Consider the following 20,797-nt stretch of genomic DNA (forward strand, 5'->3'; position numbering starts at 1 on the left):
CTACGCCCAGATCAATGAACCAGCAACCTCAGGCCCGTTAACGTGACAACACCGTCTTCTGCCCTCGACGACCTGCTCAGGGATAAATAGGGCGTAGGGCCTTGTGCTGGGTCAAACCAGAAACCGGCTCTGATGCCATTTATCAGATTAACTTGGCGGATTTCAGAAGTTCAGTCATCGGCCTGAATTCTTCCTCATACTTCTTCCACTTTTCACCACTGTTACGGTAGATCGGTTTGCGAACCTGATCTGCGCTTGCCGTCAATACATGGTTAACGGCCTGCTCCGGGGAGAGCCAGTCTGTGGACCATTCAAGATCGGTCGCCTCGGCCAAGGCTCTTGTTACCGAGACGGGGTCATCTACCAACTTCTGATAGTCCAGATCAAAGATCTGGTTTGGGTAACAGCTGTGCCAATGCGCCATTAGATCACGATAAATAACCATGAAGCGAGCAATGTCGAAGAAGTCGTAGATGAAACCATTCCCGATCCCGTCGAAAGCGTGACTATATAACGACCAAGCCACCGGTATCAGGTCGCGATGGGTATGCACAATTTTGGCTTCGGGCAATGCAGCACATAAGAAGCCGATCCACCTGAAATTCAGCGGCATTTTATCAATGATGATCGGGCTGCCATCAGAATATTTGGCAAGCGCTTCGCGAAGTGCTGCGCCAAGTTCTGCGATATCGTCCGTGGTTAACTTCAACTCCCCGCGGGCTTTGACCTTATCAATCAGACGAAGCACCTCGGTTTGAACGACAGACAGCTCGCCACACGGCTGCACACCTTGCCCACGCGACAGGATACGCTCGACCAATGTCGTGCCCGAGCGCGGCAGGCCAGTAACGAAAATCGGGCGGAATGTGTGTTCGCCTTTGATTGGCTCGATACGCTCCTTAAAAAGGGCCTTCGCTAAACCATAGTTTACCGCATCCTTCTCGAACTCATATCCGATCGCCGCTTTGGTTAACCGATTGGCCACCTCAAGATATTTGAAGGCCGCAGGGAAATCGCCCAAGTCCTCCATCGCCTTATACAAAGCAAAATACAGCGGAGCGGCCTTAATATCCGCTGGGTCGATAGAGGCGGCAAGGTTAATCATTGCCTTCAAATGCGGTTCATCTTTTGTATATGTGATCGCTTTTGAAAAATTTGAATGAAACCCTAACGTCTCTGGCTCAAGAGCAATTGCACGGCGGAAGTACGTTTCGGATTTGCTCTTGTCTCCCTGCGCGCGTGCGAGGACCCCCAGATGGTTCAAGACGGCCGCATCGGTACTTTCATGCCCCAATGCAGCTAGAAAACAGTCCTCTGCTGCCGCCCCTTGACCAAGTGCGTGAAGCGCTCGGCCCCTCAATATTTTAGCATTGTGATCATTCGGGGCCAGCTCCAGGACATGATCAATTGTCGCAAGCGCAGCCGGTAGTTGCCGCCGCTCGAGCTGGCTTTCTGCAAGTGCAAGTTTGATGGGCAGCACTTCCGGGGCAAGCGCCACAGCAAGAGTCAGGGCGCGTTCTGCCTGGTTCCACTTGCGTGTGTCCTTTGCGCTGCGTGCGATCTTGAACAATTCAGGCATCGCATCAGATTTGACAGCATCCAAGCCCTTCTTGGCACGGCTGTTGCCCGGAAAGCGGTCAAGCACATCCTGATATGCGCTCTGCGCCAAGTGCCAATCTTTTGCTGCTCTTGCCTTATCAGCGGTCGCCAAAATCTTAGCTATGGGTGCGGGTTTTGGCATTATCGTTAATCACTTCCATCATTTCGTCCCGTGCCACTGCAAACTTAGGCTTCAATCTAACAAGATTCTTTAGAGGGATGCACCATATTTTACTTGGCAACCTAAGTTCTACCCAAAATTAATCATGCTTTAACTGAAATGTTCTTCTAAAGAACAAAAAAATGTGGTGTTGTGAGAAAAAAAGAAAAGTTGGGCAGGCAAATGGAAATCTCATACGCGTTGGCGCGTTCAGCGCCCATGTTAGAGTGGGAGCAAGAACGGGCTCTCATTGAAGGCTGGCAAACGAACAAAGATCCAAGCGCATTGGAAGAGCTTCTTTTGTCCCATGCGCGCATTGTCTATTATTGGGCGCGAAAGTTGAGCAGTGACCAAGCTGACCGGGAAGACCTTATTTCAGAAGGAATAATCGGTTTGATCAAGGCGGCAGAGATGTTTGATCTTGAACGGGACGTTCGGTTTTCCACCTATGCCCGCTGGTGGGTGAAAAACGCAACGATCACGGCCCGAAACCGATTGCACGCGATCGTTGACACGCCCGAAGGCACATCCAAAGAAATCCCGGCACCGACCCGCCATTCGGTTGATGACGAAAACACGCTTCTGTCTTTGGTGTCTGACGATCCAAGTCCCGAAGAGCACTTGATTACCCGATCTTCCCATCAAAAAATGTGCAAGAATATTTCTGAGGCAATGGCAGGTCTTGATGCGATTGACCGGGAAGTCGTGCAATGCCGGATGATCAAGCAGCCCCCTGAATCAGTTAAGGATTTATCAGTTCGCCTTGGCGTTAACTCTGACAAGTTACGCCAGCTTGAGCGTCGTGCGATGGTACGGCTCAAAACTGAACTGGTGTCGCGCGGCGTCGTAACAAGTAGAGCAAGTTAACGTGAATTTCATTCTCCCACCAACTGGTACCGATACTGGCTTTAGCCCTGCCGCGAAACCATCAACAGCTTCGTCAGGCCCATTCTCTGCTTTGGTCGGAAACGGTCAAGTAACAAAATCAGGCGCTGCCGTCACACCCACAAAATCGGGTGCGACGCCGAATGTGACTGGTACAGGCGAAGGTCAAAACAAAGTCGGGCTCTCAGGCAGCCTTGGCGCGCTACTTTCTAATGTGACCGGAGAAGATGATCTTTTTGCGTTGGTTAATCCGGAAATGCTGGATGGTACCGACGCATCACTTGGAGGCCTGATATCAGCACAACCGATTATCCCGGCTCAACCACCTCTGACCGAGGAAGCCGCAAACGCCTTGATGGGAATGATGCCTGAAGCGGGTCTGCTGGTTCCGGCAACCGTCGATCCGGCTGCATTTAAAACCGGTGCGTTATTGGCAGAGGGTGGTATCGAAAGCGCTGATGGGCTTTCTCTGGTGACGCCGACTGCCAATAACGCACAAACGTCGGCCTCAAATGGCATCCAGACTGATCTTGGCACCCAAACAGCCGATCCTTTGCAGCAACTTCAATCTACGACGGCCGTGCAAATCAAACCAAGTACAGGTGAGCAAAAACCATCGGGAGCGGCTCAGCTTCTTACGCAAGCTACCAGTACCGCCCAGATGGCAAATACAGTTTCCGGACCTTCGCAAGGAGAAGGGCAGGGGGATTTGCAAAGTATGACCGGTGCCGTTGAGCCCTCGAAAATTCCCCAACAAGTGGCTGCGACGGTGCAGGCAGATGTGCCGGTTGCCGCCGAACCGATCAAGGATATCAAAGCTCAAACCTTCAAGAAAACGCGGGATGTTTTTCAAACCAATATGCAGCCAACGGCGTCTTCGGTAACTTCGGAAACAGCCGCTGATGAAGCGCCTGAACAAATTTCGGGCAAGTTTGCCATGGCGACAACCACCGCGCAAAACACACAGACACCAGATATTTTCAACAAGCTGACGTTTGACATGACATCCGTAAAATGGATCGGCGTTGGCGAAATCCCTACTGAAATGACAACGGACCTCCAGCTTCAGTCGATCAATGAGACCGAAGCGCTCGCGGCAACACAGAATACACTTTCCAGCAGATCAGTTGACGGGCTGGACGCACACCCCAAGACAGCACCAAAGCATTTTGCCGAAGCTCTGGTTGCCCAAGTGAAGTCATTTGAAGTCCGTAAAGGGCGTACAATGGTCAGTCTTTTACCTCGAGGTTTTGGAAAGATAGATATCGAAATCCTCACGGAAAAGGATAATACTACAAGGGTCATGATTAGAGTCGAAAACTCAATGGTTCTTCAAGCTTTGCGCGATGAGCGGCAATTGTTAGCACATGCTATTGGCATGTCTGACGCGAGTAATTTTGACTTTGAGCAAAGTGACGCCAATGATACTGGTGGTCAAAGCCAACAGCAGTCCCAAGGCTCTGTTAACCAGGGTACCATGATGTTCGAAGCTGAAACCAAGTCTGAACATGTTGATATCGTCGCAGACGGTCAGCTCGATTTGTTCACCTAAGGGAGATTACCGATGTTAACGAGCCAAACGTTGCTGAGCAGTGTTACCGCATCGAACACCGATCAGGCCAATTCATCCCTGTCCCAACTTGGTGATGACTATAACAAATTCTTGACGCTTTTGACGGCACAGATTTCGAACCAGGATCCGCTTGAGCCGGTTGATAGCACGCAATTCGTGGCGCAGTTGGCCCAGTTGTCGCAGGTCGAACAAGCGGTTCAGACAAACACACGTCTGGAGACATTAACCAGCCAAATCAGTGGCTTGATGAACCTGGGTGGCCTTGATCTTTTGGGCCGCGATGTGAACGTTGCATCAAATACGGTCATCATGGAAAACGGGACAAACGGCTCAAGCTATGAAGTGGGACCAGGTGCTACAGAAGTGACCGCCAATATCATCGACAATTTGGGGCGTGTCGTACGCAAGTTGTCCGGCTTGTCCACCTTGACCGGAACCGCCAACCCCTTGGAATGGAACGGTAAAGATAGCTACGGAAACGATCTACTTGCCGGAAAATACACGGTGCAGATGATCGCCAAAGATTCCGCGGGAAATGCAGTCGATATTCAGGTTTCCCGGAACGCTAAAGTTGAAGATGTTAGATTTCATGAAGGTGAGATCATTTTTGGCTTGGATGGCGGGGAAACCGTTTCCTCGATCACGGTAAAGTCGGCAAGCTGATCCTTAAACTAAAGACTTATTTTCTAACGCTTTTCCTCATGAAAATAGCATTAATCCTCGCGGTGCGGACCGAAGGGAAATTGACATAGAGCTTGCGCACGATCTGTTCTGATAGATCAAGCTTCATGACGTCCTCTTCGGAGGTCACAGTGATCCCTAAGTTTGTTGTCGCAAGCTCGGCTATGGCCGCGACGGCTCCATCACGCAGCAAAGCACGCCCATTTGCACCATTGATTTTGGCAAACGCCGCGGCCCCCATCACATAGACATCAAGATTAATCGTCATGTTGATAATTTCACCGGGCTGCGTGATCTGCATGGTGAAATCACCCAGAGGCATCTTGAACAAAAGCTCATTTTTACGGGCGGCAGCGGCCTCTGATACAGGGGCTTGGGACGAGCGCAAAAATTGCTCGCCAAAATAACCCGCCGCCCCCATTCCCAAAACGAGGGCACCGATAATCATGATTTTGATCATTGGAGGTACCTTCTAGTATGGAAGGATAACTTCAAGCACATCCTGCCCGTATCTTGGTGTTTGAACCGTCGAAATCTGTCCGCGACCACCATAGGTGATCCGTGCCTCTGCAACTTTGTCATAGTCGATGGTGTTATCAACATAGATATCCGCCTGACGGATAATGCCGGCAATCCTTAGCTCCCGCAGTTCGGCGTTAACTTTGACTTCCTGGCGTCCGGCGATCACAAAGTTTCCGTTCGGAAGCGTTTGGATAATCAGCGCGGCAACGCGCAAGCGGATCGATTCATTCCTGCGGATAGAACCTTCACCGTTGACCGATGAATTGCTGTCCAGGCCCAGTAACTTGCCGCTGTCAGTCGAGATATCAAAGTTAAGTATATCCGGATCTGCAACACTTTGTGACGCAGACCGACTGCGCCCCGAAGCATTTTGTAGCTGGGCTCGATCGTTAATGTCGATCAGCACTGTCACCAGATCGCCGACATTTCCGGCGCGGCGGTCTTGAAAAAGCTGGGGTTTGCGGGAATCCCACAGGCTCGACGCTTCGGCACGTGTTGCGACTGCAGGCGCGACCGGGGGCGGCATTGGAATGCTTATCCGGTTAACTTCACCCATCGCATTAGGATCAAGGGTCAGATCACTGACTGTTGGATTGCGCGTTTCATTAATCTGCTCGCAGGCGGATAAAACAAAGACGGATAGCAAGATTAGCAAACCCTTAAGGTCGATTAACCGCATCAATTTCATCTTACGACCTCTACGATTCCGGCACCTGTTGCGATGGCCGAGATTGCTTTGTTGCTGGAGAGATTAACCACGCGGATTTCTTCTCCCGCATGTGCATCAGCCATTGCTTTGCCCTTTGCTGTAAGGCGCAAGCCGCCATAATTTAACTGTATTTTCACGTCTTCGCCGCGGGTAATAATCCGGGGCGGCATAACAGATTGCCGTGGCACCGGTCTGCCGGCCACAAGCATCCGGCGCACCTGCTGGCCAACCAGTTCATCGACATCGCTTATGGCAAAAGACCCCAAGCGCTGCATTGGCATATCCACCATGGTGATGTCGCTTCTGCTTACGATCTGATCTGGTTGCAGACGCTGGTTTGGGACCGGAACAGAAAGGTTAATAATCACAACTCCCCAAACACGTTGGGGAATATTGGCCTCAGTCATGACATTCGCAATGAACTGACCGGTTTTATGATCGATCCAAAACTCTTGGATAAAGCGGCCACTGCTAATCATGCCTTCTGCCATCTGGATATCCATGCGTCCATTGACAGGGATCGTGGCACCAAGCTCGGCCATCGTGCGCTCTTCGACCAGTTCCGTCACCGGAATACTCTCTGCCGTCGCTACCGACGCCAAGATGACGGCGGCAAGGACGCCAAGATAAAGGCGCGTTAAACTTCTGATCAGCTTCATTTACCCGACCTCATTACTTGATTTGGTTCGTCGTGGTCATGATTTGGTCAGCAGTCTCGATCGCCTTGGAGTTCATCTCGTAAGCGCGCTGCGCCTGTATCAAATCGGTGATCTGCTGAATGATATTCACGTTTGATTGCTCAAGATAACCTTGTCTCAGGATGCCGATACCGGGCTCTCCCGGGTTCGACTGCACGGCTTCGCCCGACGCGGGTGTTGCTTCCATCATGTTGTCACCCAAGGGCTTAAGCCCCGCATCATTAATGAAAGTCGCCATGGTTAGCTGACCAAGTTCAACCGGGTCTGTTTGGTTTTCAACATAGGCCATGACGATACCGGCTTGGTTAATCTCGATTTGCCGGGTTAGTTCTGGAACAATAATGGCCGGCTCAACATCGTACCCATTCAGGGTCACGAACTGCCCTTCGGCGCTCAGCTCAAAGTTCCCGTCGCGGGTATAGGCTTGCGTGCCATCAGGACGATTAACCACAAAATAACCACTTCCCTCAATCGCGAGATCCATTTGGTTTTCTGTCTGGATCAACCCGCCTTGAGCGTTGTGCCGGATGACACCCGCCGCTTGCACGCCAAGGCCAATGTCGGTCCCAACCGGCCGTGCTGTGCCCTCTGCCGAGGTCAGCGATCCGGCGCTGTTCTGGCTTTGGTAGACAAGATCCTTGAACGCCGCGCGCCCGCTTTTGAAACCGGTCGTGTTGGCGTTGGCGATGTTGTTGGCGATGACATCAACGTTTGTTTGTTGCGCGAGCATACCTGTCGCGGCGATACCAAGTGCTTTCATTTGATGCTCCCATTCAATCTCATCAGATGCGTCCCAGTTTCTGGATCGCTGTTTTCGTCAATTCATAGTCTTGCGTCATTAGCTTTATGGAATTCTCATAGGCCCGCTGAATTGAAATAAGGCGTGTCATTTCAAGCACGGCCTCGACATTGCTGCCTTCAACAAAGCCTTGATTTACCTTAACATCTTCGGCGACTACAGGGGCCTCTGCACCTTCAGGCAGTTGATACATGCCCCGCCCAAGCGGCAATAATCCGGCTGCATTTTGTATCTTGAGAATCCCAATGCTCCCAAGAACGGCACCGCTCTGATCTGTAATCGTACCGCCTTGCGTGATGACAACCTGATCCCCGATATCATCGGGCAACAGCACCGGCCCGCCGCCCGCATCAAGAACCGGCAATCCAGCCGAAGTCTTAAGCTGCCCGTCCGCATCCACCACAAGGCGACCATGGCGGCTATAGCCGGTTTCACCGTTTTCCATCCCGAAGGAAAGCCAACCGTCGCCAGAGAGGGCAATATCAAATGGGTTGCCCGTGGGCGTCAGCGGGCCACTCGCAAGATCAAGGTAGCTTCCGCGATCCTGAACATAGCTGATGGTGTTTTCACCGCTGCCATACTCAACAGATTCGACCAAAGGATTGATGGCCTTGTAGCCCGAAGTAGACGCGTTTGCGAGATTATGCGCAGTCGTGTTCAGGTTCCTCTCAAGGAGCGCCGTCTGAGAAAGGGAAACATAGCTGATATTGGTCATTCAAAATCCCCCCGTGGCAACAATCACCCCATTTGAACAGCTAGCAGACTGTTGCAAAAGTATATCTTGGCGACTACAAGTTTAATACAGGGTTTAAACTTGAGAGCAAGAACAATGTAATGGTTAGATCATGTGTAAAATGCGGCTGCGTCGCTTTGCTTCTTGCTGGACCGCTCGGTTTTTCGAATGCTTCAGCAACTGAACTTGCTGGAAAGTCGACCACGCATCCTTTGGCATCAAGCCAAAGGCGCGGTGATTTAGACCTGCAGTATTGGCAGGCGAGCACATTCAAAGAAGATCTGAGCTCATTAATTGCAATGCTAAGTGCCGGAAGCGGGTCCGAGTATACAGAAACGTTAATGGATACCGCAGAGCTTTACCTGACCCATATGCTATTAGATGAAGCGTCGTCTGTCCTTGATAGGGTGGTGCCGGACAGCCCGGTAGGCGCAAAACGCTACCGTGCATTAAGTGACGCTGCAGCCTTGCTGAAAGGCGACCCGGTTGAGACGTTTGCCACGTCCCCCCTAAGTGACCCCGCCCGAACCGATATGGCCTTTTGGTCCAGCCTTCAGGCAATCTCCTCTTCCGACGGTCAGCTTCTGCAGGCGAATATAAAGTCGAGTTTCACGGGGCTTGGCCAGCAATCCAAGGCAGTATTGCGAGAACTGCTGCCATTATTTGTTGAGGCTATGGTGGAACTTGACTTGGCCCAGCACGCTGACATCGCGCTGCGCTTGATCAAAGAACTGCCCGAACTGGTAGGCACACCCACCGAGCAATTCTTGATCGGGCGCGCAAATGAGAGGCGCGACAATGATGCAGCGGCACTTGTCGCATATCTTGAGGCTGCCGAGGGGCAGGACGTCTATGCAGCGCGGGCGCGTCTGGCGATTGCCGATATGGCGCTTAAAGAAGGGGGCAGGGGGGCCTTGCTCGCTGCGCAGAGCATCCTTGAGAACGGATCAGAATCCTGGCGCGGTGACAATTATGAGCTTGAGCTGCACCGAAGAATGGCGCGTGTCTATCACCTGCTGCACAACGAGGTCGAAGAGGCGCTAACCTTGGGGAAAATGCTGGCTAGATTTCCGGCAGGGCCAAAGGTTGAAGAAACCCGAAAGGATGCGCAGGACCGGCTGGCAGCCATCTATCAAAAAGGTGCCGAGGGAAAATATCCGCTATCGGACTGGATGAAACTGCATCTAAGATTGCTGCCCGTTTTTCGCACGCTGCCCGGATTTGCGGACCAAATTGAAATATTGGCGGATTACGTTCTTAAACTTGGGTCCACTGATCTTGCTGCCATGGAATATCGCAGCGCGATCCGGATCACCCAAGAACAAGAAGAAGCCCAGCAAGTTGATTTTGGTGCCGAATTGTTCCGACTGAACATGAAACTGGCAAAAGCGCAGCTGAAAGGCGGGCTTCTTGACCAGGCACGGGTAACGCTCGATTTGATGGATCTGAATGCAGGCAAGAATTCGATTCAAGATTATCGCATTCTAAAGGCGCGCGTGCTGTCTGGTCTTGGTGATCGCGGCAAGTTTCTTGAGGTTTTTCTTGAAGACCCCTCTGTCGATCATCTGCGCAATATGGGCATGGCCTTGTCCGAAGAAGAGCAGTGGGAGCAGTCTGCAGATGTTTATTTGCAGATGTGGAGCTCCCATCCGAAAGAATTTGAACTTCAGGATGCGGCGCGTTTGTTGATCGCAGTAAATCGGTCAGGTGATCTTGATGCACTGGACAGGATTGTACGGGCCTTTCCTGACCTGACCGAGTCCAAGCACCTGATATCTATGGTGAATAACATTGACTCATCGCCATCCCCCCTTTTGCCTCTGCGCGTTAAGGGTGCCGTGGAGCGGCTCGAACGCCTGGATGCGGCAATTGATAGCATTAAGAAATCCGGAATTTCTCCATGAAAAAATCAGATTTCTTTTTGAAAGCATGTCCATAACAAGGACAAAAGTGAAATCTTTAACTTTCCTTAAATCTTAAACATGTAAGTAATGAGATAGGCAGGAATAAAAAGACAAAAAAAGGTGGTCAAATGAGTATTTCAAGCGCGCTTCAGACGGGCGTAAGTGGCTTGCGGGCAAACTCCCAAGCAGTTGGTGGCATCTCTGAAAACATCGCGAACTCTAACACAGTTGGGTATCGCCGCGGCTTTGCGCACATGGTCACAACGACCGCGTCGGGTGGTTTTGGCGAAGGCGTGCTTTCTGTAGCAGCGGTTGATCAAATCGATATCTCGACAGCTGGCGGGCTGATCTCAACGAACTCACCAACAGATATGGCTATTGGCGGTAACGGCTTTTTTGCCGTTTCATTGTCACCGAACGAGAAAGTCCCGACAAACTATATGTTGACCCGCGCAGGGTCGTTCCTTCCTGACAAGGATGGGAACTTGAAGAACGCTGCGGGCTATTTTCTGGCCGGCTACCCAGTGGGTGTGGACGGTACAGTCGGATCCGTAGACCGGAGCTCTTTCCAGCAGATGGAGACCGTTAACATCGGTAACTTGAACATTTCGGCTGATGTGACAACAACCGTTGAGTCCTTTGGGAACCTGCCATCCCAGGACACCGGCCTTGCCGTTGCTGGCGCACCTTTTTCCAGTTCCTCCGAGATATTCACAGCACTTGGCGAAAGCCAGCGACTGTCTTTCACATGGACGCCAACGACGACGACAAACATGTGGGATATCGCAGTTTCTGACCATGAGGGGGCTGCATTGGGTGGGATGACGCTCGAATTCTCTGACTCTGGGCCGCAGGCCGGTGCGCCGCTTTCCTATTCCAATGTAACCTCGGCAGCCGTTGCGCCATCGGCCTTTGCCTTTGACACCGCGACAGGCATAGCGAGCCTGACGTTGAATAACGGTGTTGTACCACAAGAAATTGAAATCAACTTTGGTGCACCCGGTAGTTTCGAAGGGGTGACCCAATTTGCGGGCGATTACAGCATCGCCTTTGACCGCGACGGGTCAAGCGTTGGTGAATTGGTGCGCAGTGAAATCGCCGAGGACGGAACACTTTATGGAATTTTCGACAATGGCCTGAGACGCGCGATTTATGAAATCCCTGTCGCGATCGTCGCCAACCCCAACGGCTTGGTCGAGGTGAAGGGCAATGCATACAAATTGTCCGGTGAAACGGGATCGTTTTCGGCTTTGCGCGCGAATTCTTCGGTTGTCGGATCGGTAAATGCGGGTGCCCTTGAAGCGTCAAACGTCGATATCGCCCAGGAAATGACCGACCTTATCAAAGCGCAGCGGGCGTTTTCGACCAATGCCAAGATCATTACCACCGTTGACGACATGATGGACGAGACAACAAGGCTCAAGCGATAGATCGTAACTAGCCGGAGGAAAACATGAGCCTTTCAGGCGCACTCAATTCAGCCGTATCGGGTTTGCAGACGACGCAAGGCCTCTCTCGAATTGCGGCTGATAACGTGTCCAACGCGATGACGCCGGGGTATGTTCGGCGCCAAGGTATGCTTGTGTCCCCCGGCCCCGGGCAAGGTGGGCCAGTTATCGGTGAAGTGAGGCGGGAGGTAGACGCCTCTCTTCAGCGTCTGTCCCGCCTTGAGAACGGAAAAATGGCGCAATATCAGGTGATCCAGGAGGGATTGAACCGGTACACCGCGTATCTGGGCCAACCCGGTGATGGCACATCCCCCGCGGACCGCTTTAACGACTTTCAAAACAGCCTGACAAACCTGGCAAATATGCCCTCTTCCAACGGAACACAGACTGCGGCTGTTTTATCGGCCGAAGATCTGGTTCAGTCCGTGCGCGGGGCGGCGACGACCCTAGGAACGACACTGAACGACGTAAACATGGAAATCCGCTATGAAGTCGCGGATTTGAACCAGGCACTGTATCAATTGCGGGACCTAAACGTTAACCGCCGCGATTTTGGCGGCGGCACGTTGCAAAGTGCGCAGATCGACGAAAAAATCGACGGCCTGATGGACCAGATATCAGGCATCCTTGATACGCGCGTGGCAGTGTCATCTAACGGTTCGATCAGCATTTATACCGCCAATGGCGCCGCCTTGCTTGAGGGTGATTTTGTACAAGACGTGAAATTCTTCCCCAGTGACGGCACGTTGATGGCAGGCTCGCAGGATATCACACCGTTCAAAGAGGGCGTCAGGGGGTTGCGGCATGGCAGCCTTGTCGGGCTTACCCAGCTCAAGCGCGAAGTGATCCCGCGGTTCAGTTTGCAGCTTGATGAATATGCCCGCGGCTTGGTCCAATCGTTTGAAAATGCCGACGCGACCTTGTCACCGGGGGAGCCTGGTCTGTTTACCGACAACGGCCTTGCTTTCGACCCGCTGAACAGTGTTGGTCTGGCAAGCCGCCTGCGCTTGAACGACAAAGTATCCTTGTCCGGCGACGGAGAGGTATGGCGCATTCGCGATGGTCTGGGCGCGACGGAGCCAGGCCCAGCGTCAGATTCATCGCAAGTTGTGCTATTTGTCGAAGCCTTGGCTAATCCTGTCGGTGCCGATCCTGATACGGGGATTCCGACGCAGATCGACCTGAAAAGCTTTGCCGCCGAAATGATTGCTTCCCAAGCTTCCGAGCGTGCGCGATCGCAAAACGACTTTAACGCGGCTAGTTCGGCGGCAGAGGTTGTCATGGCAGCGCGGCGCAACTCTGAAGGTGTGAATATTGATGACGAGATGCAGCAGCTCATGCTGATCGAGCAAAGTTATGCCGCAAACTCCCGTATCCTCACGACAGTGTCAGAGATGATCGACACGCTAATCGCAGCGGTGTGAGAAAGATAAAATGGTAATTGGCATCAACACATTCTCTTCGTTCCAGTTCAACCTTTTCAACCGGCAAAGTGTTCAGCGCGCGACAGTCGATCTTCAGCGTGCGGGCCAGGAAGCGGCAACAGGACGGAAAGCTGATGTCTATTCTGCTTTGGGGCCCCACGCTGCGAACTTGATCAAACTTCACGGGCAAGAGGCAAACACACAGACCTATATTACCTCGAATGAAGTCCTAGATGCCAAGCTTGGGGCGATGCTGACCTCTGTTGATGCCGCACGGAACCAGTTGCAGCAAGTCGTTGAAAACGTGGTCATTAACGCGACCCGCCCACAAAATGGTGCCGAGGTGTTGCAGCTTCAGGCAAACGCAGCCCTCGAGGCATTGATTTCCACGTTCAACATCAGCTTCAACGGCGATCATCTTTTTTCGGGGCTGGAGTCAGGCAAGCCGCCGTTTACTGAGTGGCAAAAAGAAAATGCGACAACAGGCCGATCACCAAAAGATGTGACCACCGCAATTTTTGGTTCAGGCCCGACAGATGCAGCAAGCGCTGCGGCCATTATCGACCAGATTGACCTTACCTTTGCATCAAATGATACCGCCGATCCGTCGAATAATTTCGAAGAGACATTTTATGCGGGAACGCCAGCGCTCGACGCCGGAGGAGTGCCCGCAAAGCAGGTGAAGGCAAGAATAAATTTCGGGCATGATCTTGTCTATGGCATTAGCGGAAACGAAGCGGCATTTCGCAACGCCTATAAGGGCCTTGCGATGCTGGCTGTCACCGATGTCAGCAAAATGGACGAGGAAAGTTATACAGCCTGGATGGGGAAGGTTGTTGAAAACCTGACCAAGGCCCAAGATGGCCTGCTGGATGTTTCCGCCCGCATTGGTTTTAATCAACAAATCGTCGAAAAATCACAAAAGCAGCTAGACGATGTTTCTCTTGTCCAGCGCACTCAAATTTCAAACTACGAAAGCGTCGACCCTTACGAGGCCGTCACGCGCATGAATAATTTGGAAACCCAGTTGCAAGCGAGCTACCAAGTGACAGCGCGCCTTTCCAGTCTCTCGATCCTGAACTTCCTGCGTTAACTGGCGATCTGCGAATGCGATTGCGGCGAGCTCAGCTTATAGCCGCGCCCGTGTACCGTTTCGATATATTGCCAGCCGCTTTCGGATGCTGTGGCAAACTTTTTGCGCAATTTACAGATGTAAACATCAATCACCTTGTCAAAGGGTTGATCGACACTGGTGCCATAGATTGCGTCATAGATCGCGTCTTTGGAAATCACCCGGTTAGAGTTCAACGCAAGGTGTTGAAAAACCGAGTATTCTCTTTTTGAAAGCTTTATCTGGCTGCCCGAGACAATCGGATCGCGACCGTCAAAATACGCCGTCAGTTCGCCGACGATAACGCTTTCCCCCGCATGACCGTACAGCCTGCGAATGATCGAATTTGTGCGCGACAAAAGCTCGGTGCCTTTGATTGGGCTAACGATGACATCATCCGCCCCGATATTCAAAAGCTCAGAGGTGTCTTGGGCATTTCGAAAATCACGGATAACGATGATGGGGTTAACGCATCCAGCCGCGCGGGCTACCTGGATTTGGCGCCGCATATCTTCACTTTCACCGATCAGAATAGCGCTGGTTTCGTGGCCTTGCTGCAGCAATTGACCAATGCCTGTAACGAAAAAATCGTCTGTTACGAAAATCGCCTCAAGACCTGCGGTACGTAGTTCCTTGGACAGCCCACTATGGCGATCCTGTCGTTGCTCAAAGACGTACATCCGCATTTTTGGTAGGCCCTTTTGATTATGTTATTCATGTGTTTAACAAGAATATATTTTTTTAACAATATTTAAAGAAATTTTTTACTTGTGCTTAAGCTTGCAAGAATAAATAAACTTACTGTATATGTAGGTATTCTTGTGGCTTGGGATTTATAAATGACAACTTACCATCTCATGCGGAAAACACTGAGAAGCAGCCTTTGCGCGCTGATGCTGGCAATGGTCGCCATCCCTGCAAGTGCAGATGTCCGGATCAAGGATATCGCGAGTTTTGAAGGCGTGCGTGAAAACCACCTGATTGGATACGGCCTGGTCGTCGGCCTGCAGGGCACCGGTGACAAGCTCAATTCAAGCCCCTTCACACGTGAATCCATTCGCGGGATGCTCGAGAGGTTGGGCGTCGCCAATCTGGACAGCGCCACCCTCAAGACAACTAATACTGCTGCTGTGATGGTGACGGCCAAGTTGCCGCCTTTCGCGCGCCGCGGATCGCCGATTGATGTGACGGTTTCGTCACTGGGTGATGCAGGAAGCCTGCGTGGCGGGACACTATTGATCACGCCCCTGACTGCGGCAGACGGCGAGGTTTACGCCGTGGCGCAGGGTGCAGTCGCTGCATCCGGCTTCTTGGCCCAAGGCAACGCCCAGTCCGTTGTGGAAGGCGTTCCGACCATTGCGCGCATCGCCAACGGTGCCATTGTTGAACGCGAGATCGAATTCAGCCTCTTCCAGCTCGACAGCATACGCATCGCACTCCACACACCCGATTTCACAACAGCTGACCGGGTGCGCCAAGCGATTGCCGATGAACTTGGGTCCAGCCAGGTCGAAGTCCTCGATTCAGGGACGATCGAAGTCTGGGTCGGCGGCAAAGAAAACGCCCCTCAAACCATTATGGCCGTCGAAAATTTGATGGTCGCCCCAGATGCCGTGGCCCGCGTCGTCATTGACGAAAAGTCGGGGACGATTGTGATGGGGGCCAATGTGCGAATCGCGCAGGTTGCTATCAGCCAAGGCGGGTTAACGGTGCGTGTACGTGAGAACTACAACGTTAGCCAACCCGGCCCCGTCAGTTTGGGCGGCGATACGACCGTGATTGCCGACGGTTCAATCAGTATCGGCGGTACGACTGTCATCGTTCCTGAGACGGAAATTGATATCACCGAAAAGGACGCCAGTTTTACGATCCTTGATGGCGATGTCAGCTTGCAAGAATTGGTTAACGGGCTGAATGCCATTGGAGTAGGTGCGCGGCAAACGATCGCGATCTTGCAAGCGATCAAGGCTGCTGGTGCCCTGCATGCGGATTTGGAGATCATTTGATGGATGATATCAGTGCAAATCCTCTCCAGGCTTTGATGCCTGCGGCAAGTCACCTGCAAGCAAAAGATGCCAAGGAAGTTCAAACAGGCAAGGATTTCGAAGCGCTGTTTCTGACCCAGTTTGTTGACCAGATGATGAAAACCGCAGGCTCCACAGCGTTTGGTGGCAAACAGCAAGCGGACATGTGGCGGTCGTTCATGTCAGAAGAGATTGCGAAAAACCTGGTTGAGCAGGGCGGTCTGGGCCTTGCCGGGAACGTCAGCGATATGCTGGGTGCCTATGGGCAGGCATCTTCTGTGACCGATGACAAAATAGGTGGATCATGACACAAAAGAAAAAATTCCGCTTTGGCGATCGTTCAAATGCCGCACCACAGAACGGACCGGCGGGGGAGCTGACACTCACACCCGAAGACGAGACCAATCTTCTGGATTACATGAGCAAGATCAAAGAGACCGTCGACATCCTTCAATACGAGATCGCCGCAATTAAGAAGGGTGATCTTGGTGTCGTTGGAGAAGTGTTTGAACGCAAAGAGCGTGCGCTAAAATGGTTGGAGTTGCGAACCCCTTTGATCGAACCCTTTTTGAACCACGAATTTTCGGAAAAGCTTATGATCCGGAAAAACCTATCCGAGCTGAAAAAAAATATTGAGGAAGACGACGCCATGCTGTCGCGCATGGCAATTGCCGCACGTACCATATTGCGAGAATTTGAAAAAATCATCAATCGCAATGGGTTAAGTGGGGTATATGGTAAAACCGGCCAAAAACTGGGGAAGCCAAACACGCTTCAAATGAGCATCGATCAGAAATTCTGACCAACGCACTGACAATTTTTCCGAATTCTTTAACCGCGCGTTAACCTCAGCCCTTACATAAGTTCTGTTGGCTAACGCCGATCTCAGTCAGAAGACTGGGTTATCAGTCAGAAGGCTGAGCAGTAAGAGAATAAAGGAGAACATCATATGTCGTCCATTCTCACCAATAACTCCGCAATGACAGCTCTGGCCACACTCAAAGAAGTGAACCGTGGGCTTAACGAAACTCAGTCCCGTGTATCCACCGGGCTGCAAGTATCGTCCGGTAAGGACAACGCAGCTTACTTCGCCATCTCCGAGACGATGAAGGGCGATAGCGGCATGTTCAAAGCCATCAACGAAGGCATGACAGCGACAAAGAACTCCGTCGCAACTGCCCGACTTGGCGCTGAAACTGTCAGTGATCTCGCGCAAGAAATGGTCGAGCGCATTGCGTTTGCCCAAAGCAACGGCATCAACAAGGCTGACGTTCAGAACGAACTCGACGCACTTGTAACGAACATGCAGTCCGCAATTGATCAAGCAACCTTTAACGGTGATGATCTGGTTGGGGAAGCATCCTCGACCGTGACAGTGGTTACGGGTATTTCGCGCGCAGGTGTTTCATTCTCAACAACAAGCATCACATTTGACACAGTCGATTTGCAGGGCATCCATGATGCGCTGGCTGCGATTGACCTGAATGCTGTTGATGTAGCAGACGATCCTTTGACAACCGGTACTGATGAAACCTTCAAAGCTCCGACAATGGAAAAAAACCTGGCCGCGGCTGAGGCACAACTTTCCGCCGCTATCACGGCATCGACTTCCTTGGGCATCACTGAAAATACCCTTGATGGCCAAATGCAGTTCCTTGACAGCCTGACAGACACACTGGACTCCGGTGTAAGCTCGATGGTTGACGCGGACATGGAAGAAGAGGCCGCGCGTCTGCAAGCCTATCAGGTACAGCAGCAGCTCGCGACACAATCACTGTCGATCGCTAACCAAGCGCCGCAGAACATCCTGAGCCTGTTCCGCTAATAAGGTTAGTTATGTTAAATAATCTCGCGGCTTAACGTTTTACCGTTTCGCTAAATGGATTATTGAGTACCTCCAAGCGACCCGGCCTGCATTGATTGCGGGCCGGGTCATTTCGTTTTGGAGACTGGTAAGATTCAGCGTTACTCCGGCTGGGTTTCAAAGAATCTTTGCAGCGGGTCTTTGATTCCGGCTTCCAGTATCATCCGGTAAATATCCGCAAAACCTTCTGCGGCCAGCGTCTTGTCGCCACGGCTTTGAGAGAGAAATGGCGTTGCCGTCTGGAAAAACCGGATCGCCTCATCTGTCTCGGGATCAGAGCCGGCTTTGTAAGCGCCAAGGCGGATCAAATCTTCCATGTCCGCATATGTTCCCAAGGCTTTACGGGCCACTTTTGTGATCTCGAACTCTTCTGGTGAATGGCACCCCGGCAACATTCTGGAGAGCGATTTTTGCAGGTTAACGGCCGGGAAACGGCCTTGTTCTGCAATGTGACGGTCCAGCACGATATGCCCGTCAACGATCCCGCGAACAGCGTCCGCGATTGGTTCGTTCATATCGTCCCCGTCGACAAGAACGGTGTACAGCCCCGTGATGTCCCCTTCATTGGCGCGGCCAGGTCCTGCGCGCTCGAGCAGGTGTGGCAGCTCGCTGAAGACCGAAGGTGGATAGCCACGCAATGTCGGCGGCTCACCTCGGGCAAGGCCGATTTCACGTTGAGCCATAGCAAATCGCGTGACGCTATCAAGCAGCAACAAGACCTGCTTGCCCTGTGATTTGAAGTGCTCTGCGATCGCTGTCGTCGTCAATGCGGCCTGCTTGCGCAGCAATGGGGCCTCGTCGCCGGTCGATACAACAACAACGGCGCGCGCCATGCCTTTTTCGCCCAGATCTTCCTGGATGAACTGCTGAACTTCGCGACCGCGCTCCCCGATCAGCCCAATGACGATAACATCGGCATCGGTATTCCGCGCCAACATCGCCATCATCGTTGATTTTCCAACACCCGAGCCCGCAAAGACCCCCATACGCTGCCCGCGACAAATCGGCGTGAAGATATCGATACATTTAATCTGAGTCTCGAGCTTCTCGCCCACTTTCTTGCGGTCAAATGCCCGTGGCGGATCTGCGCGGAATTTCGATTTGCGCTGCGGACGACGGACGCGGGTAAATGCGGACAACGGTTGCCCCAATGCGTCAACGACTGTGCCAATCCATGAATCGTCCGGGTGGATAACGTCGTCATGCTCTACCAGTTTGACCGGGTCGCCAATCGCAACCCCGTTCCAGGTGCCAAAGGGCAGAAGGCAAAGCTCGGACCCCTGCGCGCCAACCACCTCTCCCTCGATTATCCCGTTCTTTGAATGCACGCGACACCGGCTGCCGATCCCCGCGAGAGACTCAAGCCCCCCCACGGTCAGGGTCATCCCGACAATAGCTTTTACGGTGCCTGTTACCTGTACACTTGAGCAAGAATAAATACTGCTCTGTAGATTAGAGAAGGCAGAATGCAAATTTAACCCTTCCTTAATTTTTTATACTTGGTATATATCAAGTATAAATTGTGAGTCTAGAATGAATACAGAATCCACATCATTGTTTGATCTCGCGACTAAACGTTTGCAGTGGCTTTCGACACGTCAAAAGGTCGTTTCCGAGAACATCGCCAACGCAGATGTCGCTGAATATCAGGCGAAAGACATCGAGAGCTTCGCAAGCTACCTCAACGACACTCGGGCCAGTAATGCCCTTGAAGAGGCTGATGTGGTTGAGGCTTCTGTAAGCTGGCAGTCGGATATGACCGGAAACAACGTCGTTTTGGAAGAACAGATGATGGAAGCCAATTCCAACGCAAGCCAGTTCAAAATCGCCGCGAACCTGTACCGTAAGGCCCACGAGATGATCTATACGGTTGCCGGCCGCCGTTAAGCATTAGGAGTTATTGAATGGACGCCCTTTCAGCAATATCAGTGACGGCGGGAAGTGCCATGCGCGCCCAAGGTGATCGACTGCGCGTTGTCTCAGAGAATCTGGCGAACGCAAACTCGACTTCGCAAACAGCTGGCGGTGATCCTTACAGACGCAAGATTATCTCGTTCGAAAACGGCACGGATGAGCGCACTGGATCTGCAATTGTCGAGGCCACAAGCACCGAGCGGGACGAATCCGCTTTTACATTGCAATACGAACCGTCGCACCCCGCTGCAGATGAAAACGGCTATGTTAAGCTGCCCAACGTTAATCCGCTGATCGAGATGAGCAACATGCGCGAAGCAGCCCGTAGTTACGAGGCGAACTTGTCGATGGTCGAAAATGCCCGTGACATGCGCCGCCAGCTTGTAGAGCTTTTGAAGTAAGGAATTACGATGACTGATTTTTCAGCGGTCCGGTCTACGTACGTTCAGGCAGCCTATGCCAAGACCGTTCAGGGCGAACGCAGCACTGGCCCCGCCGCACCGGATGGCAAAGATTTTTCCCAGATGGTTGCGAATGCAGCCAGTCAAGCCATTGATAATGTTCGCGAAGGCGACAGCATGGCGATGAAGGGTCTGACCGGTCAGGCAGGGCTTCAGCAGGTGGTTGAAGCAACAATGGCAATGGAAAGTACCGTCCAGGTTTCTGTCGCGATGCGGGACAAACTTGTCGAGGCTTATCAAGACATTATGCGCATGCCGATCTGATGGGTCGCACGCTGGGGCATCGTC

22 protein-coding genes are annotated in these 20,797 nt (G+C 52.2%); 14 read left to right on the plus strand and 8 right to left on the minus strand.

The window, feature by feature from the left end:
* Positions 1-142: 142 nt before the first annotated feature.
* A complete protein-coding gene (locus ACSQ13_RS00515) occupies positions 143-1,741 on the minus strand; it encodes a tetratricopeptide repeat-containing sulfotransferase family protein (protein WP_295512677.1) in 1,599 nt (532 codons plus the stop codon).
* Between the two features lie 201 nt (positions 1,742-1,942).
* Here ACSQ13_RS00515 and ACSQ13_RS00520 point away from each other — a divergent pair, with 201 nt between their 5' ends.
* The 3 genes from ACSQ13_RS00520 to ACSQ13_RS00530 are packed head-to-tail and all read left to right on the plus strand — an operon-like array spanning position 1,943 to position 4,880.
* The gene (locus ACSQ13_RS00520; protein WP_295512676.1) at positions 1,943-2,626 is read left to right on the plus strand and encodes a sigma-70 family RNA polymerase sigma factor; all 684 of its coding nucleotides are present in this window, start codon (positions 1,943-1,945) and stop codon (positions 2,624-2,626) included.
* A 1-nt stretch (position 2,627) separates the two neighbouring features.
* A complete protein-coding gene (locus ACSQ13_RS00525; protein WP_295512674.1) occupies positions 2,628-4,196 on the plus strand; it encodes a hypothetical protein in 1,569 nt (522 codons plus the stop codon).
* A 12-nt stretch (positions 4,197-4,208) separates the two neighbouring features.
* A complete protein-coding gene (locus ACSQ13_RS00530) occupies positions 4,209-4,880 on the plus strand; it encodes a flagellar hook assembly protein FlgD (RefSeq protein WP_295512673.1) in 672 nt (223 codons plus the stop codon).
* A 16-nt stretch (positions 4,881-4,896) separates the two neighbouring features.
* Here the strand turns inward: ACSQ13_RS00530 and ACSQ13_RS00535 are convergent, their stop codons facing one another.
* Genes ACSQ13_RS00535 through ACSQ13_RS00555 form a run of 5 tightly spaced genes read right to left on the minus strand, consistent with a single transcriptional unit; the run spans position 4,897 to position 8,341 of the window.
* Complete coding sequence (locus ACSQ13_RS00535; protein WP_295512671.1) at positions 4,897-5,358, minus strand: flagellar biosynthesis protein FlgH; 462 nt, start codon at positions 5,356-5,358, stop codon at positions 4,897-4,899.
* 12 nt (positions 5,359-5,370) lie between these two features.
* Positions 5,371-6,108, minus strand: a complete 738-nt coding sequence (locus ACSQ13_RS00540; protein ID WP_435988055.1) for a flagellar basal body L-ring protein FlgH — start codon at positions 6,106-6,108, stop codon at positions 5,371-5,373.
* On the minus strand, positions 6,105-6,788 hold the full coding sequence (gene flgA, locus ACSQ13_RS00545; protein ID WP_295512668.1) for a flagellar basal body P-ring formation chaperone FlgA: 684 nt from the start codon (positions 6,786-6,788) through the stop codon (positions 6,105-6,107). Before flgA ends, ACSQ13_RS00540 begins: the two co-directional genes overlap by 4 nt.
* A gap of 13 nt (positions 6,789-6,801) precedes the next feature.
* Entirely contained in the window at positions 6,802-7,587 is a 786-nt protein-coding gene (gene flgG / locus ACSQ13_RS00550) for a flagellar basal-body rod protein FlgG (RefSeq protein WP_295512667.1), read from the minus strand.
* A 22-nt stretch (positions 7,588-7,609) separates the two neighbouring features.
* Positions 7,610-8,341, minus strand: coding sequence for a flagellar hook basal-body protein (locus ACSQ13_RS00555; protein WP_295512666.1), 732 nt, complete (start codon positions 8,339-8,341; stop codon positions 7,610-7,612).
* Between the two features lie 119 nt (positions 8,342-8,460).
* Here ACSQ13_RS00555 and ACSQ13_RS00560 point away from each other — a divergent pair, with 119 nt between their 5' ends.
* The 4 genes from ACSQ13_RS00560 (at position 8,461) to ACSQ13_RS00575 (ending at position 14,228) form a co-directional block, all read left to right on the plus strand.
* A complete protein-coding gene (locus ACSQ13_RS00560; RefSeq protein WP_295512665.1) occupies positions 8,461-10,263 on the plus strand; it encodes a hypothetical protein in 1,803 nt (600 codons plus the stop codon).
* A gap of 128 nt (positions 10,264-10,391) precedes the next feature.
* Positions 10,392-11,693, plus strand: coding sequence for a flagellar hook protein FlgE (locus ACSQ13_RS00565; RefSeq protein WP_295512664.1), 1,302 nt, complete (start codon positions 10,392-10,394; stop codon positions 11,691-11,693).
* A gap of 23 nt (positions 11,694-11,716) precedes the next feature.
* Positions 11,717-13,135 (plus strand): flagellar hook-associated protein FlgK, encoded by a 1,419-nt coding sequence (gene flgK / locus ACSQ13_RS00570; protein ID WP_295512663.1) that lies wholly within the window; start codon positions 11,717-11,719, stop codon positions 13,133-13,135.
* Positions 13,136-13,145: 10 nt separating this feature from the next.
* Positions 13,146-14,228, plus strand: coding sequence for a flagellin (locus ACSQ13_RS00575; protein ID WP_295512662.1), 1,083 nt, complete (start codon positions 13,146-13,148; stop codon positions 14,226-14,228).
* Here the strand turns inward: ACSQ13_RS00575 and ACSQ13_RS00580 are convergent.
* Positions 14,225-14,755, minus strand: a complete 531-nt coding sequence (locus ACSQ13_RS00580) for a response regulator transcription factor (RefSeq protein WP_435988056.1) — start codon at positions 14,753-14,755, stop codon at positions 14,225-14,227. The two genes, ACSQ13_RS00575 and ACSQ13_RS00580, sit on opposite strands and share 4 nt — an antisense overlap.
* A 348-nt stretch (positions 14,756-15,103) precedes the next feature.
* Here ACSQ13_RS00580 and ACSQ13_RS00585 point away from each other — a divergent pair, with 348 nt between their 5' ends.
* The 4 genes from ACSQ13_RS00585 to ACSQ13_RS00600 all read left to right on the plus strand — a co-directional run bounded on the left by ACSQ13_RS00585 (position 15,104) and on the right by ACSQ13_RS00600 (position 18,095).
* On the plus strand, positions 15,104-16,252 hold the full coding sequence (locus ACSQ13_RS00585; RefSeq protein ID WP_435988099.1) for a flagellar basal body P-ring protein FlgI: 1,149 nt from the start codon (positions 15,104-15,106) through the stop codon (positions 16,250-16,252).
* On the plus strand, positions 16,252-16,578 hold the full coding sequence (locus ACSQ13_RS00590; RefSeq protein WP_295512658.1) for a rod-binding protein: 327 nt from the start codon (positions 16,252-16,254) through the stop codon (positions 16,576-16,578). The genes ACSQ13_RS00585 and ACSQ13_RS00590 overlap by 1 nt, the downstream gene beginning before the upstream one ends.
* Positions 16,575-17,072 (plus strand): flagellar biosynthesis protein FlgI, encoded by a 498-nt coding sequence (locus ACSQ13_RS00595; RefSeq protein WP_295512657.1) that lies wholly within the window; start codon positions 16,575-16,577, stop codon positions 17,070-17,072. The genes ACSQ13_RS00590 and ACSQ13_RS00595 overlap by 4 nt, the downstream gene beginning before the upstream one ends.
* Positions 17,073-17,219: 147 nt before the next feature.
* A complete protein-coding gene (locus tag ACSQ13_RS00600; protein ID WP_295512655.1) occupies positions 17,220-18,095 on the plus strand; it encodes a flagellin in 876 nt (291 codons plus the stop codon).
* Positions 18,096-18,235: 140 nt separating this feature from the next.
* Here ACSQ13_RS00600 and ACSQ13_RS00605 read toward each other — a convergent pair whose 3' ends face one another.
* Entirely contained in the window at positions 18,236-19,606 is a 1,371-nt protein-coding gene (locus ACSQ13_RS00605) for a FliI/YscN family ATPase (RefSeq protein ID WP_176250961.1), read from the minus strand.
* Between the two features lie 61 nt (positions 19,607-19,667).
* On the opposite strand from ACSQ13_RS00605, the gene ACSQ13_RS00610 reads away from it, so the two are divergent.
* The 3 genes from ACSQ13_RS00610 to ACSQ13_RS00620 are packed head-to-tail and all read left to right on the plus strand — an operon-like array spanning position 19,668 to position 20,773.
* Complete coding sequence (locus tag ACSQ13_RS00610; RefSeq protein WP_176250960.1) at positions 19,668-20,021, plus strand: flagellar basal body protein; 354 nt, start codon at positions 19,668-19,670, stop codon at positions 20,019-20,021.
* A 17-nt stretch (positions 20,022-20,038) separates the two neighbouring features.
* On the plus strand, positions 20,039-20,449 hold the full coding sequence (gene flgC / locus ACSQ13_RS00615) for a flagellar basal body rod protein FlgC (protein WP_176250959.1): 411 nt from the start codon (positions 20,039-20,041) through the stop codon (positions 20,447-20,449).
* 9 nt (positions 20,450-20,458) lie between these two features.
* Entirely contained in the window at positions 20,459-20,773 is a 315-nt protein-coding gene (locus ACSQ13_RS00620; RefSeq protein ID WP_176250958.1) for a flagellar hook-basal body complex protein FliE, read from the plus strand.
* Positions 20,774-20,797: the final 24 nt, after the last annotated feature.

Origin of the sequence: Sulfitobacter sp. SH22 (assembly GCF_965641905.1) — a bacterium.
Classification (GTDB): domain Bacteria; phylum Pseudomonadota; class Alphaproteobacteria; order Rhodobacterales; family Rhodobacteraceae; genus Sulfitobacter.

What these genes read in the sequence shown, in the direction of transcription:
- flgG (WP_295512667.1), bottom strand. Translation starts at nt 7,587, where the DNA reads ATGAAAGCACTTGGTATCGCCGCGACAGGTATGCTCGCGCAACAAACA.
- ACSQ13_RS00520 (WP_295512676.1), top strand. Translation starts at nt 1,943, where the DNA reads ATGGAAATCTCATACGCGTTGGCGCGTTCAGCGCCCATGTTAGAGTGG.
- ACSQ13_RS00565 (WP_295512664.1), top strand. Translation starts at nt 10,392, where the DNA reads ATGAGTATTTCAAGCGCGCTTCAGACGGGCGTAAGTGGCTTGCGGGCA.
- flgC (WP_176250959.1), top strand. Translation starts at nt 20,039, where the DNA reads ATGGACGCCCTTTCAGCAATATCAGTGACGGCGGGAAGTGCCATGCGC.
- ACSQ13_RS00585 (WP_435988099.1), top strand. Translation starts at nt 15,104, where the DNA reads ATGCGGAAAACACTGAGAAGCAGCCTTTGCGCGCTGATGCTGGCAATG.
- ACSQ13_RS00575 (WP_295512662.1), top strand. Translation starts at nt 13,146, where the DNA reads ATGGTAATTGGCATCAACACATTCTCTTCGTTCCAGTTCAACCTTTTC.
- ACSQ13_RS00530 (WP_295512673.1), top strand. Translation starts at nt 4,209, where the DNA reads ATGTTAACGAGCCAAACGTTGCTGAGCAGTGTTACCGCATCGAACACC.
- flgK (WP_295512663.1), top strand. Translation starts at nt 11,717, where the DNA reads ATGAGCCTTTCAGGCGCACTCAATTCAGCCGTATCGGGTTTGCAGACG.
- ACSQ13_RS00595 (WP_295512657.1), top strand. Translation starts at nt 16,575, where the DNA reads ATGACACAAAAGAAAAAATTCCGCTTTGGCGATCGTTCAAATGCCGCA.
- ACSQ13_RS00535 (WP_295512671.1), bottom strand. Translation starts at nt 5,358, where the DNA reads ATGATCAAAATCATGATTATCGGTGCCCTCGTTTTGGGAATGGGGGCG.
- ACSQ13_RS00540 (WP_435988055.1), bottom strand. Translation starts at nt 6,108, where the DNA reads ATGAAATTGATGCGGTTAATCGACCTTAAGGGTTTGCTAATCTTGCTA.
- ACSQ13_RS00515 (WP_295512677.1), bottom strand. Translation starts at nt 1,741, where the DNA reads ATGCCAAAACCCGCACCCATAGCTAAGATTTTGGCGACCGCTGATAAG.
- ACSQ13_RS00600 (WP_295512655.1), top strand. Translation starts at nt 17,220, where the DNA reads ATGTCGTCCATTCTCACCAATAACTCCGCAATGACAGCTCTGGCCACA.
- ACSQ13_RS00555 (WP_295512666.1), bottom strand. Translation starts at nt 8,341, where the DNA reads ATGACCAATATCAGCTATGTTTCCCTTTCTCAGACGGCGCTCCTTGAG.
- ACSQ13_RS00580 (WP_435988056.1), bottom strand. Translation starts at nt 14,755, where the DNA reads ATGCGGCGCCAAATCCAGGTAGCCCGCGCGGCTGGATGCGTTAACCCC.
- ACSQ13_RS00560 (WP_295512665.1), top strand. Translation starts at nt 8,461, where the DNA reads ATGGTTAGATCATGTGTAAAATGCGGCTGCGTCGCTTTGCTTCTTGCT.
- ACSQ13_RS00610 (WP_176250960.1), top strand. Translation starts at nt 19,668, where the DNA reads ATGAATACAGAATCCACATCATTGTTTGATCTCGCGACTAAACGTTTG.
- flgA (WP_295512668.1), bottom strand. Translation starts at nt 6,788, where the DNA reads ATGAAGCTGATCAGAAGTTTAACGCGCCTTTATCTTGGCGTCCTTGCC.
- ACSQ13_RS00590 (WP_295512658.1), top strand. Translation starts at nt 16,252, where the DNA reads ATGGATGATATCAGTGCAAATCCTCTCCAGGCTTTGATGCCTGCGGCA.
- ACSQ13_RS00620 (WP_176250958.1), top strand. Translation starts at nt 20,459, where the DNA reads ATGACTGATTTTTCAGCGGTCCGGTCTACGTACGTTCAGGCAGCCTAT.